Here is a 13,199-nt window from a genome sequence, read left to right on the forward strand (position 1 = left end):
GCCCGAGGTGGAAGACATGAATGACGAGCCTGAGAGCAGTCAGTACCGGGCCGGTCGCCGGCTCGGTCCCGCGCGATGGGAGCGCGTGCTCGAGATCGTCCTCCTCGCGCCGGGTGCGCTGGTGCTGCTGGTCATGCTCGTGTACGTCGTGGCCAACGCGGTCACGCGCACGACGCTGCGGTTCTCGCTGCCGGCGTCGATCGAGCTGACGCAGTACTGGTTCATGCCGCTCGTCGCCGGCATCGGCTTCGTGGGCGCGCAGATGGTCGGCCAGCACGTGGACGCCGACCTGTTCTACGGCTGGTTCTCCGACCGTGCGAAGAGGTGGCTGACGATCTGCGTTCGCCTCTTCGCGGCCGCGTTCATGCTCTTCTGGGCGTGGTTCGCGCTGCAGGAGGCCCTCTACGCCCAGAACAAGGGCATCCACGCCGGCTACACCGACATCCCCGCGTGGCCCGCGTACTTCATCATCCCGCTCGCCTTCGCCGGCATGGCCGTGATCCTGATCATCCAGGCCTGGCGCGCGTGGCGCAGCCCCGCAGACACGTTCGATGAGTCCCTTGAGGAGCTCATGGAGGAAGAGCTCAAGGAGAGCCTCGTATGAGCCAGGTCCTGGACACCTCGACGGTGCGACTCAGTCCGCTCGGCGCGCGCCCGAAGCCCCTGCGCCTGCGGCCCAAGGGCTGGACGCTCTACCTGTTCATCGTGCTCGCCGTCGCGAGCGCGATCGGGATGTTCGTCGTCGACTCGCGCGAGCTGGTGGGCGCCCTCGGCCTCAGCCTGATGCTGTGGATGATCTTCCTGCGCATCCCCATCGCGCTCGCGACCGCGGTGCCCGGCATCCTCGGCATGTGGGCGCTGCGCGGCTTCCGCCTCGTGGAGAGCATCCTGGGCTCGTCGGGCTTCTCCGACGTGGCCTCGTGGTCGTACAGCGTCATCCCGATGTTCGTGCTCATGGGCATGCTGCTGAGTGCGACGGGACTGACCGACAACCTCTTCCTCGCGGTGCGCCGCTGCCTGTGGTGGCTGCCCGGCGGGCTCGCGGTCGGCACCAACCTCGCGGGCGCCGGTCTCGCCGCCGTGAGCGGCTCGACCTCGGCGACCACCTACGCCCTCGGCCGCGTCTCGATCCCCGAGATGATGAAGGTCGGCTACGACCGCCGCGTCGCCCTGCTCGCGGTCATGGCCGCCGGCCTGCCCGGCCAGCTGATCCCGCCGAGCATCCTGATGATCATCTACGCCGGCATCGTCGAGGTGCCCGTCGGCCCCCAGCTGCTGGCCGGCGTCGTGCCCGGCATCCTCATGGCGCTCGTCTTCGCGGTCATCTTCGTCGGCATCGCGGTCGTGATGGGCCGCAAGGGCGGCGGCAGCCTGAATCGGGCCGATCGTGCCTCGGTCGGCCAGACGCTGCTGTCGGTCGTGCGCGCCTGGCCCGTCCCGGTGCTGATGATCGTGGTCATCGGCGGCATGCTCAGCGGCGTGTTCACCGCCACCGAGGCCGGCGCGGCCGCCGCGGGCGTCGCGCTCGTGCTCGCGCTCGTGCACGCCTTCCGTGCGAAGAGCTGGACGGCCATCCGCAGCTCGCTGTGGGGCACGCTCAACACGACCGGGATGATCTTCTTCCTCCTCCTCGGCGCCATGCTGCTCTCGGACATGCTGACCCTCACCGGCATCTCGCAGCTGTTCGCCGACTGGATCTCCGACGCGGGCCTGAACCGCTGGACCTTCCTGCTCGTGATGATGCTCATCTACCTGCTGCTCGGCACCGGCATGGACACGCTCCCCATGCTCGTCCTGACGGTGCCCGTGCTGATCCCCACGCTCGAGTCGCTCGACATCTCGCTGCTGTGGTTCGGCGTGTTCGCGGTGATCATGGGCGAGCTGGCGGTGCTCACGCCGCCCGTCGGCGTGCTGCTGTACCTGATCCACGGGCTCACGCAGGACCCCCAGGTCAACCAGGGCGTGAAGTTCTCTCTGGTCGACGTCTTCAAGGCCGTGCTCTACGTGATCCCCGGAGCGCTCCTGGTGCTCCTGATCCTGATCGCCTTCCCCGACCTCGTGGAGTTCCTGCCGGCGATGTCGGCGAACTAGCGAGAGACCTCCGACGAAAGGAATCCCATCGATGCGCATGCGCGATCGACTGTCCTCCCTGCTGGAGCACGCGCCGCGCGACGCCGAGGCGGTCTGCGTCGGCGCCGAGGCGTGGTGGACGTGGCGCGACCTGCACCGGGTGGCGAGCGACGCCGTGGCGCGCGCGGATGCCGCGGGGCTCGGGCCCGGGGCCCGGGTCGGCGTCGCCCTGCACAACCGCCCCGCGTACGTCGCGATCGTGCTCGGCCTGCTCGCGACCGGGCGTGTCATCACGACGCTCAACCCCATGCAGCCGGCCGAGCGGCTCGCCGCCGACGTGCGCCGGTCGGCACTGCCGATCGTGTTCGGGGGCGAGGGCGTCTTCGGTGCCGACGAGGTGTCGGAGGCGGTCACGGAGAGCGGCCTGCTCGTGACCGTCGGCGATGACGGCACGCTCTCGGGCGGCGGCGAGGCGCGACCGTGGCCGGAGCACGCGTTCACGTGGCCGGAGCACGCGTTCAACCCGGGCGTCGCGGTGGAGATCCTCACGTCGGGCACGACCGGCCCGCCCAAGCGCGTGAGCCTGCGCGACGTGCAGTTCGACACGTCGATGGCAGCGCAGGCGCGCGGTGTCGACGGCGACCCGACGCAGCCGCGGCTCAGCTCGGGCGTCTCGATCGTGACCGCTCCGCTCGTGCACATCGGCGGCCTGTGGGCTGCGCTCAACACGCTGTACGCGGGCCGGCGGCTTGTGCTGCTGGAGAAGTTCCGCGTGCCCGACTGGGTGGCGGCCGTGCGCACGCACCGGCCGCGCATCGCGAGCGTCGTTCCCGCGGCGCTGCGCTCCATCCTCGAGGCCGACGTCGACCCCGCCGACCTGTCGAGCCTGGACGCCGTCACGAGCGGCACCGCGCCGTGCCCGCCGGAGCTGTCCGACGCGTTCCGCGATCGCTTCGGCGTGCCCGTGCTCACGACCTACGGCGCGACGGAGTTCGCGGGCGCGATCGCGGCGTGGACGCTGAGCGACTACCGGCAGTGGGGAGAGGGCAAGCGCGGCAGCGTGGGCCGCGCCTTCCCGGGCGTGTCGGTTCGTGCCTTCGACCCCGAGAGCGGCGAGGCGCTGCCGCCCGGCGAGCTCGGCACCCTGCAGGTGCGCACGGCGCAGCTCGGGCATGACGAATGGACGACCACGAGCGATCTCGGGCGCGTCGACGAGGACGGCTTCGTCTTCGTCACCGGCCGCGCCGACGACGCGATCATCCGCGGCGGCTTCAAGGTGCACCGCGGCTCGATCCAGAAGGCGCTCGAGGCCCATCCCGAGGTGGCGGTCGCCGCCGTCATCCCGCGTGACGACGAGCGGCTCGGCGCCGTGCCGGTCGCGGCCGTCGAGCTCGTTCCCGGCTCGCGCCTGACGGTCGCCGACCTCGAGGCGCATGCCCGCGCGACGCTCATCCCGTACGAGGTCCCGGCCGAGTTCCTCATCGTCGACGAGATGCCGCGCACGCCCGCGCTCAAGGTGAGTCTCGTGGACGTGAGGGCCCTGTTCGACGGGACCGCGTCGACCTGATCGATCGCGGTCCCGCCGACCCGGTCTCAGCGGGCCTCGGCGATGTCGCCGAGGCCCGCCGCCGTCTCGGCGATGATGCGCGCGCAGCGTTCGGGGTGGTCGAGCACGAGGTGGTGGTGGCCGCCCTCGATGCGCTCGAGGCGATGCAGCGACGGCACGGCCGACCGCACGTAGTCGGCCAGCTCGTCGTCGACGATGACGCTCTCCGAGCCGTACGCGTATACGAGCGGGGCACGCAGCGATCTCGCCTCTGCGTCGACCTTCGCGTCCTCGAAGCGCAGGAGCGACCGGGGGTCGTGCTTCCACGACCATCCGCCGGGCACGGCGCGGATCGAGTAGTCGGCAATGGGGTCGGTGATCTCGGCGGGCAGCTCGGGCTGCGCCGGCAGCAGGCGGAAGCGGGCCTTCGCCTCGGCGTAGGACGGATAGACGTTCAGCGGCTTCTGCGCGAAGCCGGCCGGGCGTCGCCGGTAGCGTCCTGGCGGACGCACGCTCGAGTCGAAGACGACGGCGCCCCGCGTGAGCTCGGGGAACTGCGACCCGAACGTGAAGGCGAGTCGTCCCCCCATGCTGTGCCCCACGTAGAGGGCGCCCTCGGATCCGACGGCGTTCAGCACGGCGGCCACTTCGCGGCTCCACAGCGTCGGCGTGTACTCGGGGCGGTGATCGCTGTCGCCGTGACCCGACAGGTCGAGCGTGATGAGGCGGTGACGCGGCTCGAGCAGCTGCGCGACGCGATGCCACCAGAGGTGATGGGCGCCGTTGCCGTGCACCAGGAGGACGTCCGGCGATCCAGAGCCGCTCACCCCGTAGCGGATCTCGGCGCCGTCGACGCTGACGCGGCCGGGGAGATCGATTTCCAATGTCTACCTCGTTTCAGACTCGAGACGGCTGCCGCGGCTCGGCGTGCGCCGGGTCGTTTTGACCGGGCAACCGTCAGGCGATACAGTTTAATCTACTAACCAATTGCCTCGCATGACATGCGGCATCGCGAGGTCCGAGCAATCGCCTGTGACCCGAGGTCGCGGGCCGGGGAACTGGCGGACGATGGATCTCACATTCTCAGCCGACGTGGAAGAGTTTCGTCAGGCCGCCCGAGCCTGGCTCCGCGCCAACGTGCCCTCGGAGCCGCGCCCCGAGTTCGGCCCGGCGGTGCGCGAGTACGACCTGGCGTGGCAGCGCAAGCAGTACGAGGACGGCTGGGCGGGCATCGCGTGGCCGCGCGAGTACGGCGGGCGCGACCTGTCGCTGATGGAGCAGCTGGTCTGGTACGAGGAGTACGCGCGCGCCGAGGCGCCGCACGTCGGCACGGCGTTCGTGGGGCTCGCGCACGCCGGGCCGACCCTCATCGCCCGCGGGTCCGACGCGCAGAAGGCCGAGTACCTCCCGCCGATCCTGCGCGGCGACGTCGTGTGGTGCCAGGGGTTCAGCGAGCCCGGATCGGGCAGTGACCTGGCGAGCCTGCGCACCCGGGCAGAGATCGACGGCGACCACCTCGTCGTGAACGGGCAGAAGATCTGGACGAGCTACGCGCAGCTGGCCGACCGGCAGGAGCTGCTCGTGCGCACCGACCCGACGGCGCCGAAGCACCGGGGCATCACGTGGGTCGTGTGCGACATGTCGTCCCCCGGCATCGAGGTGCGCCCCATCCGCAACATCCGCGGCGAGGAGGAGTACTGCGAGGTGTTCTACACCGACGTGCGCATCCCGCTCGCGAACGTCGTCGGCGAGATCGACGACGGATGGAGCGTGGCGATGTCGACGCTCTCGTTCGAGCGTGGCACGGCCTTCATGTCCGACATCGTCGAGCTCGGACGCACGGTCGAGGAGCTGATCCAGGTCGCCAAGGAGAAGCGCTCGTGGAACGCCGCGGCGAGCGCGTGGGACGACGACCGCATCCGCTGCGAGCTGGCGGCGCTGCGCGCCGACGTCGCGGCCCTGCGCGCCCTCAACTACGCGACCGTCTCGCGCGTGGCCCGCACGGGAAGCCCCGGACCCGAGTCGTCGATCGTGCGGCTCTCGTTCGGCCTGCTGACGCAGCGCGTCTTCGGCCTGGCGCAGGAGATCGTCGGCGACGCGGCGCTCGACGGCGGCGCACAGCCCGACCGGCGGTGGTCGCTCGGCTACCTCAACAGCTTCCGCGCCGTCATCGCGGCCGGCACGAAGGACATTCAGCGAACGATCATCGGCGAGCGCGTTCTCGGCCTGCCCAAGGATCGCTAGGAGAGACGACATGGATCTGCTGCCATCGGACGATCAGAGGGAGATCGTCGACGCCGTGCGCGACGTCCTCGCCGCGAGCGGCGTGCCGCCCACGGCGTCGGGAGGCCTTCCCCCGGACGACGCGGTGTGGTCGGGGCTCTCCGAGCTCGGCCTGTTCGGCATCGCGGTGCCCGAGGAACAGGGCGGACTGGGGCTGGGCCTGGCCGAGCAGGTGCTCGTCTTCGCCGAGTTCGGGCGCTTCCTCACGGCGGGCCCGCTCGTGGCCACGACGGTCTCGGCGCAGATCGCGGCCGCGGCCGGCGACGACGAGCTCGCCGGCGCGCTGATCTCCGGCGAGGCGCGCGTCGCCTGGGCCGAGGCGCGCGATCCCGGCGCCGTCGTCGGGCCGTCGGTGTCGGGCCGCTTCCGCGTGTTCGACCCGGAGTCGGAATGGGTGCTGTTCGCCTCGCCCGGTGCCGTCGCGCTCGTGCCGTCGGAGGGCCTGGGCCTGCGCGCGCCGGAACCCGCCGACCCCGGCGCGCCCGTCGCCTTCGTCGAGCTCGACGGCGTGGAGGCCCGGTCGGTGGGCGAGGACGCCCGGTGGTGGTGGCTGGCGAGCACGCTCGTCGCCGCGATGCACTCGGGTATCGCGGCGGCCACGCGCGACATGTCGGCCGCGTACGCGAAGACGCGCGAGCAGTACGGGAAGCCGATCGGTCAGTTCCAGGCCGTGAAGCACCGCTGCGCCGACATGGCGGCCCGCGCCGAGCAGGCGCACTTCCAGACCGTCTACGCGGCGCTCAGCTCGGCCGAGGCGCCCGACGTGCTGCAGATCACGAGCGCGCGCACCGTCGCGGCCACGGCCGCGACGCAGAACGCGGCCGACAACATCGTCAACCACGGCGGGATGGGTTTCTCGCACGAGACCGGCGCCTATCACTTCGTGCGTCGCGCGCAGTCGCTGTCGTATCTCGCGGGCTCCACACGGTGGAACCTCGAGGCGCTCGCGGCCGTCGACGACGCGAAGTGGTGAGAGACCGGAGAAGGAGATCGCATGGACCTGAACTGGTCTGAGGAGCAGCGTGAGCTGCAGGCATCCGTGAGGGAGTTCCTGGAGCGGACGTCCTCGATCGTCCACGTGCGGGAGGTCGTCGAGAGCGACGAGGGCTTCGACCGGGCGGTGTGGCAGCGCATGGCCGGCGAGCTCGGCCTGCAGGGACTGGGCGTGCCGGAGGAGCACGGCGGCGGCGGGTTCGGCTTCGCCGAGAGCGTGCTCGTGCTGGAGGAGCTCGGCCGCGTGCTGTATCCGGGGCCGTTCCTCGCCTCGGCCGTGATCGCCGCGGCCGCGATCGCGGCGTCGGGCGACGAGGAGGCGCAGGGCCGCCTCCTGCCGCAGATCGCGGACGGCTCGCTCATCGCCACGCTCGCGCTGTTCGAGGGACCCTACGGCGACGACATCGCGACCACCGCGACGGCCGACGGCGACCGGGTCAGGGTCACCGGCACGAAGAGGTACGTGCTCTCGGGCGGGATCGCCGACCTCCTCCTCGTCGTCGCACGCAGCGGCGACGGCCTGTCGCTCGTCGCCGTTCCCGCGGACGCGCCGGGCGTGACGCGCTCGTCGCTCACGACGACCGATCGCACGCGCCGGCTCGCGACGATCGAGCTCGACGGCGCGGCCGGACAGGCCGTCGGCACGCTGGGCGCGGCGGACGAGGCGATCGCGCACACGCGCACGGTCGCCCTCGCCGGCCTCGCGGCCGAGCAGGTCGGCGCGGCGCGCGTCTGCCTCGAGCGCACCGTCGACTACGTCGGACTGCGTGAGCAGTTCGGCCGCAAGATCGGCTCGTTCCAGGCCGTCAAGCACCGCCTCGCCGACGTGCTGGTCGCCGTCGAGAACGCGTCGTCGGCGCTCACGCTGGCTCGCGCGGCCATCTCGGACTCGTCGTCGGAGGCGTACGTCGCGGGCCTGACGGCGGGCGCGATGTGCTCGGAGGCGTCGCTGTTCGCGGCGCAGCAGATGCTGCAGCTGCACGGCGGGATCGGCTTCACGGAGGAGCACGACGCGCACCTCTACGTGCGCCGCGCGAAGTCGTCGCACGCGGTCTTCGGCGAGCCGCATGAACACCGCGAGGCGCTGGCCGTCGCGCTGGCACTGTGAGGAAGGCCTGATGGAACTCAACTGGACGGAAGAAGAGCAGCGGTTCCGCGCGGAGCTGCGGGGCTTTCTGGAGAGCGTCGACCTCGGCAAGCCGCCGAAGGACCGGTCCGGCCGCTCGCAGTGGGGCCGCCGCTGGATGGCGGCGCTCTACGACAACGGCTACGCCGGCCCGAGCTACCCCAAGGAGTACGGCGGCATGGAGCTCTCGTTCCGGGAGCAGCTGATCTACCAGGAGGAGCTCGCGCGTGCCCGCGTTCCCGCCCCTCCCGGCAACGGCGTGCCGATGGCCGGCCCGACGATCATCAAGTACGGCACCCCCGAGCAGCGTGAGCGGTTCATCCGCCCCATGCTCCGTGCCGACGAGATCTGGGCGCAGGGCTTCTCGGAGCCCGGCGCGGGCAGCGACCTGCCGTCGTTGCGGACGACCGCGCGTCGCGACGGCGACCACTACGTCGTCAACGGCCAGAAGGTGTGGAACACGCAGGCCGATCTGTGCGACTGGGCCTTCGTGCTCGTGCGCACGGGGGAGCCAGGAACGCGCCAGGACGGCATCAGCTACCTGCTGATCGACCTGTCGAGCCCCGGCGTCGACATCCGCCGGCTGCGGGACATCACCGGGGGCACGGCCTTCTGCGAGATGTTCTTCGACGACGTGCGCGTGCCCGTCGCGAACCGCGTGGGCGAGGAGAACGAGGGGTGGCGCATCGCGCGCACGACCCTCGGCCACGAACGCTCCAGCGGCGCCCTCAAGCAGGCCGCGTTCTACCGGCGCAAGGTCGACGAGATCCTGGACCTCGCGCGGAGCATCGGCGCGAGCAAGGACCCCGTCGTGCGGCAGCGGCTCGCCGACGCCGACATGCGCGTGCGCGTCATGCAGATCAGCGCGATGCGGATGATCCAGTCGATCATCGAGAACGGCGAGCCGGGACCGATCTCGTCGGTGTCGCGCCTGTCGAACTCGCTCTTCGAGCAGCAGCTGCACGAGCTCGCGCTCGACCTGCTCGGCCGCGAGGGGCTGTACGACTCCCGCGAGGCGCTCGAGGGCGGGCGCTGGGTGTACGGCTACCTGCGGACGCGCGGATCGACCATCGGCGCCGGAACCGCGGAGATCCAGCGGAACACGATCGCCGAGCAGGTGCTGCAGCTTCCCTACGACCCGGCGATGCCTGCGCGCTGAGCGGGATCCCCCCGCGAAAAGGGTCGTGTTGTCGACGAGGACAGTACGGAGAACGCCATGAGCCCCAACCCCACGGTGCAGATCACCGACGACATCCGCGCCCGTCACCGAGAGGCGGCCGCACAGCTGCCCGAGGGGCGGCTCATCATCGGCGGCGAGCCGCTGACGAGCGCCTCGGGCGGCACCTACGAGCATGTCGACCCGACCACGGGCGAGGTGATCGCGTCGGTGCCCCTCGCGGGCGCCGCCGAGGCGGGGAAAGCGGCCGCCGCGGCGGCCGCGGCCTTCCCCGCGTGGGCGGCGACGCCCGCGCTCGAGCGGGCGCGCCTGCTGCACCGGCTCGCCGACCTCGTGGATGCCGAAGGCGATCGCCTCGGCGTCATCGGCGCCCTGGAGATCGGCACGCCCGTGCCGCTCATGAAACACTCGATGGTGCCGACGGCCGCGCGGTGGTACCGGCACTACGCCGGGTACGCCGACAAGATCACCGGCACGGTGTACCAGGCGGCGGGAGACACGAGCCTCACCTACTCCGTGCCCGAGCCGCTCGGCGTCGTCGCGGCGATCGCGGGGTGGAACTTCACCTTCCTCTCGATCTCGTGGAAGCTCGCGCCCATCCTCGCGGCCGGCAACACGGTCGTGATCAAGACGACCGAGTTCACGTCGTGGTCGGCGATCCGCTTCATGGAGCTCGTCGAGGAGGCCGGCTTCCCGCCCGGCGTCGTCAACTTCGTCAACGGCCGCAAGGAGTCGGCCCAGGCGCTCATCTCGCACCCCGCGATCGCCAAGGTCAGCTTCACGGGGGGTCCGGAGACGGCCAGGAGCATCGCGGGCACGCTCGCGGACGGACTGGTCCCGGCGGTGCTCGAGCTGGGCGGCAAGTCGGCCGACCTGATCTTCGCAGACGCCGACCTCGACCGTGCGGTCGCCGCGACCATCGGGTTCGCATGCGGCAACACGGGCCAGGTGTGCGCCGCGCCCACCCGCGTGCTCGTGGAGGACTCCGTCTACGACGCGTTCATGGAGCGGGCCAAGGCCGTCGCCGGAGCGCTGAGGATCGGAGACCCGCTCGAGGAGGGCACGTACATGGGCCCGCTCGGGCACGCCGCGCACTTCCGCAAGGTGCTCGACGACATCGACCGCGCGCGCGAGGACGGGGCGGGAACGCTCGAATGGGGCGGCGACCGCATCGAGGGCACCGACGGCTTCTTCGTGCAGCCCGCGATCTTCGGCGACGTCGACCCCTCGAGCGCGCTCGCGACGCGCGAGGTCTTCGGCCCGGTCGTCTCGGTCTTCCGGTTCACGACCGAGGAGGAGGCGGTCGCGCTCGCCAACGCGCTGCCGTACGGCCTCTCGGCTTACGCGTGGACCAACGACGTCACGCGCGCGATCCGCCTCGGCAACGCGTTGCGCGCCGGCGCGGTGAACATCAACAAGATCCAGGAGACCGAGCCGGCCGTCGCCTTCGGCGGCGTCGGCATCTCCGGATACGGCAAGGAGGGCGGCCGGATCGGCCTCGACGAGTTCGTGCACTACAAGGCCGTCTCGATCGCGCGCTGACCGCCGCCCCGGAACACACAGCAGAGACCCTGACACGGAAGGCATCACGCCCATGAACACACCGAGAAGCACCTGGCACCGGCGCATCTGGGCGGTGACGCTCGCCGGCGGCCTCGCCGTCGCGGGCCTCGCCGCCTGCTCGTCGTCGGATCCCGAGCCGTCCGAGCCGGGCGGCGACGCCGCCCCCACGGCGGAGGGCCTGGCGTTCGGCGCGACGAAGGAGGAGTACATCGCCGCCTTCGCGGACATCGAGCCCATCACGCTGCAGACGCAGACCGGCGGCGCCGAGGGCGCTCCGCAGAACCTCGGGCGCGAGGCGTACATCAAGGCCGTCGAGGAGTGGTCGGGCGGCAAGCTGAAGATCGAGATGGCCTACGCGAACGGCATCGTCGCGGCCGCGACCGAGGCCGACAACGCGCTCGCCGACGGGCGCCTCGACATCTCCTTCTCGGTGCTGCCCTCCTACGAGCCCGACATCTACCCGGTGAACACCGTGCTCAACGACCTGTCGACGGTGAGCCCCGCGGGTGCGTTCTCGCAGCTCGTGCGCGCCGGCTGGATGAGCGAGGCCTTCGCGACCGACGAGGTCTTCCAGGCCGAGATGGAGGAGGCGGGCATCGTGATCCTCCTCGCCGACCAGGGCAGCCCGTTCCTCGGCAACTCGCTCTTCGCGTGCGCCGAGCCGACCGACGGCTCGCTCTCCGACCTCTCCGGGCGCTCCGTCTCGGCGAGCGGCTCCGCCTTCACGGCGCAGCTGACGGCGCTCGGGATGTCGCCGATCACGATGCCGTGGAACGAGCTCTACGAGGGCCTCGAGCGCGGCGTCGTCGACTGCGGGAGCGGAAGCTTCGGCGGCCTGCAGGCCGCCAGCATCCAGCCCGTCGCCCAGCACGGCGTCATCGACCAGGTGCCGCTCGCGGTGAGCCTGTCGTACGTCGGCGTCGGCCAGCAGGTGTGGGAGGAGCTGCCGCTCGTCGCGAAGCAGCTGCTCTTCGACCGCCTCGACGTCTTCATGATCGAGAGCTCGATCGCGGGCATGGACGGTGTCGCGTCGTACCTCGGCGACTTCGCGACCGTCTCCCCGCTCGCCTCCGACGCGCGTAGCGCCCTGGAGGCGGCCAACACCGCGCTGATCGAGAAGGTCGAGGCGGGCGCGCCCGACGGCGTCGACGTCGCGGGACTGCAGGACCTCGCCGAGAAGTGGCGCGGCATCGTCGTCGACGAGCTCGGCTACGGCGACACGGGCCTCGTCGAGTACGCGGTCGACTCGAGCGACTACGAGGGATACGACCCGGAGGCGTTCGTGACGTACCTTTTCGAGCACGTGCTGGCCGATCAGCGGCCCGCCTCCTGAGACACGGTGCGGGGCGGCGTCCCCCGGCCGCCCCGCACCGGCCCCTTCGCGATCGACGGGGGTGGAGGACAGGATGATCCGCAGGTTCTATGTGCTCCCGATCGATCCGGGCGTCCCGGACGAGCGGATCGACGACCTCGTCCGGGCGCTCGGCGAGTCAGGGCGCTTCATCGCCGGGCTGCACGACTCGTTCGCCGCCGTCGACCTGCACAGCAGGACCGTCGTGTGGGAGATGACCTTCCGCGACGAGGAGACCTACACGGGGCCCTACATGGTGCATCCGTACCACGTCGCGACGATCGACGACTTCCTGCTCGGCGACAGCCCCGAGCGCATCTCGCACGACTACGCGGCCATGCGGTACCGCATGCCCGAGGGGGTCCCGCGCCTGGAGCGCGGGGTGCGCCGCGTGCTGCTGATGAACCTCGGCGAGGGCGCCGACGCCGGACCCCTGGAGGAGTACGCGGCGGCCGGCCCGCACATGCCGCTGTCGGTGCTCTCGACCGACGAGGTGGTCTGGAAGTCGAGCAAGGGCTCCCGCGGCCTGACGTGGTCGCACATCTGGGAGCAGGGCTTCGAGGACGAGGCCGCCCTGCGCGCATACCTCGCGACGCCCGCGGGCATCGCGACCTCGAACCGCGACGGACTGCGCCGCCTGGGAGTCGACGTGCGCTCCGTGCTCGTGCTGACCTACCCGTTCGCGCTGCCGCCCGCGCCGCCCGAGCCCGCCGTGCCCGAGGACGCGGAGCCGTCGCTCTACACGGTGACGGCGCGGCTGGCGCCCGGCGACGTCGATGCCTACGTCTCGCTGCTCGAGAGCGAGTACGACGTCTCGCTCGCGCGCGCCGGCGCCGTGCTGCGGCATCGCTGGCGGACGATCGACGACGGCTACCGCGAGGCCGAGGTGCAGTCGACATGGGAGTTCCCGTCGCTGGAACACGTCAAGGGCTTCCGCACGGCGATGGCCGCCGACCCCTCCTGGAACCGGTTCGTGCTCCGCGCGATGCCGCTCGTGCGCGGCGGGACACGTCGCTTCCTCCGGCCCGTGTGATGCCCGCGCGATGCCGAAGGGGCCGGCGTTTGCGCTGCGGTTGAGGCATGTGTGCGC

General features: G+C 71.4%; 11 protein-coding genes. 10 read left to right on the forward strand and 1 reads right to left on the reverse strand.

The window, feature by feature from the left end:
- Positions 1–16: 16 nt before the first annotated feature.
- From AOA12_RS02565 to AOA12_RS02575, 3 genes are read left to right on the forward strand one after another with little or no spacing between them, the layout of a single operon-like run.
- The gene (locus tag AOA12_RS02565) at positions 17–604 is read left to right on the forward strand and encodes a TRAP transporter small permease (protein WP_156366365.1); all 588 of its coding nucleotides are present in this window, start codon (positions 17–19) and stop codon (positions 602–604) included.
- The gene (locus AOA12_RS02570) at positions 601–2,091 is read left to right on the forward strand and encodes a TRAP transporter large permease (protein ID WP_054679733.1); all 1,491 of its coding nucleotides are present in this window, start codon (positions 601–603) and stop codon (positions 2,089–2,091) included. The genes AOA12_RS02565 and AOA12_RS02570 overlap by 4 nt, the downstream gene beginning before the upstream one ends.
- A gap of 31 nt (positions 2,092–2,122) precedes the next feature.
- Positions 2,123–3,637 carry a class I adenylate-forming enzyme family protein gene (locus AOA12_RS02575; RefSeq protein ID WP_054679734.1) on the forward strand — a complete coding sequence of 505 codons (1,515 nt, stop codon included), beginning with the start codon at positions 2,123–2,125 and terminating at the stop codon, positions 3,635–3,637.
- 26 nt (positions 3,638–3,663) lie between these two features.
- Here AOA12_RS02575 and AOA12_RS02580 read toward each other — a convergent pair whose 3' ends face one another.
- Positions 3,664–4,500, reverse strand: coding sequence for an alpha/beta fold hydrolase (locus tag AOA12_RS02580; RefSeq protein ID WP_054679735.1), 837 nt, complete (start codon positions 4,498–4,500; stop codon positions 3,664–3,666).
- A 208-nt stretch (positions 4,501–4,708) separates the two neighbouring features.
- Between AOA12_RS02580 and AOA12_RS02585 the strand changes: the two genes are divergently transcribed.
- The 7 genes from AOA12_RS02585 to AOA12_RS02615 all read left to right on the forward strand — a co-directional run bounded on the left by AOA12_RS02585 (position 4,709) and on the right by AOA12_RS02615 (position 13,142).
- On the forward strand, positions 4,709–5,860 hold the full coding sequence (locus AOA12_RS02585; protein WP_231637163.1) for an acyl-CoA dehydrogenase family protein: 1,152 nt from the start codon (positions 4,709–4,711) through the stop codon (positions 5,858–5,860).
- 10 nt (positions 5,861–5,870) lie between these two features.
- Entirely contained in the window at positions 5,871–6,872 is a 1,002-nt protein-coding gene (locus AOA12_RS02590) for an acyl-CoA dehydrogenase family protein (protein WP_054679738.1), read from the forward strand.
- A gap of 21 nt (positions 6,873–6,893) precedes the next feature.
- On the forward strand, positions 6,894–8,000 hold the full coding sequence (locus tag AOA12_RS02595) for an acyl-CoA dehydrogenase family protein (RefSeq protein ID WP_054679741.1): 1,107 nt from the start codon (positions 6,894–6,896) through the stop codon (positions 7,998–8,000).
- 10 nt (positions 8,001–8,010) lie between these two features.
- Positions 8,011–9,177 carry an acyl-CoA dehydrogenase family protein gene (locus tag AOA12_RS02600; protein ID WP_054679745.1) on the forward strand — a complete coding sequence of 389 codons (1,167 nt, stop codon included), beginning with the start codon at positions 8,011–8,013 and terminating at the stop codon, positions 9,175–9,177.
- A 57-nt stretch (positions 9,178–9,234) separates the two neighbouring features.
- A complete protein-coding gene (locus AOA12_RS02605; protein WP_082405875.1) occupies positions 9,235–10,737 on the forward strand; it encodes an aldehyde dehydrogenase family protein in 1,503 nt (500 codons plus the stop codon).
- Positions 10,738–10,789: 52 nt separating this feature from the next.
- On the forward strand, positions 10,790–12,091 hold the full coding sequence (locus tag AOA12_RS02610) for a hypothetical protein (RefSeq protein WP_054679748.1): 1,302 nt from the start codon (positions 10,790–10,792) through the stop codon (positions 12,089–12,091).
- A gap of 73 nt (positions 12,092–12,164) precedes the next feature.
- Positions 12,165–13,142, forward strand: coding sequence for an NIPSNAP family protein (locus AOA12_RS02615; protein ID WP_054679751.1), 978 nt, complete (start codon positions 12,165–12,167; stop codon positions 13,140–13,142).
- Positions 13,143–13,199: the final 57 nt, after the last annotated feature.

The organism is Microbacterium sp. No. 7 (assembly GCF_001314225.1).
In the GTDB taxonomy this organism is placed as follows: Bacteria; Actinomycetota; Actinomycetes; order Actinomycetales; family Microbacteriaceae; genus Microbacterium.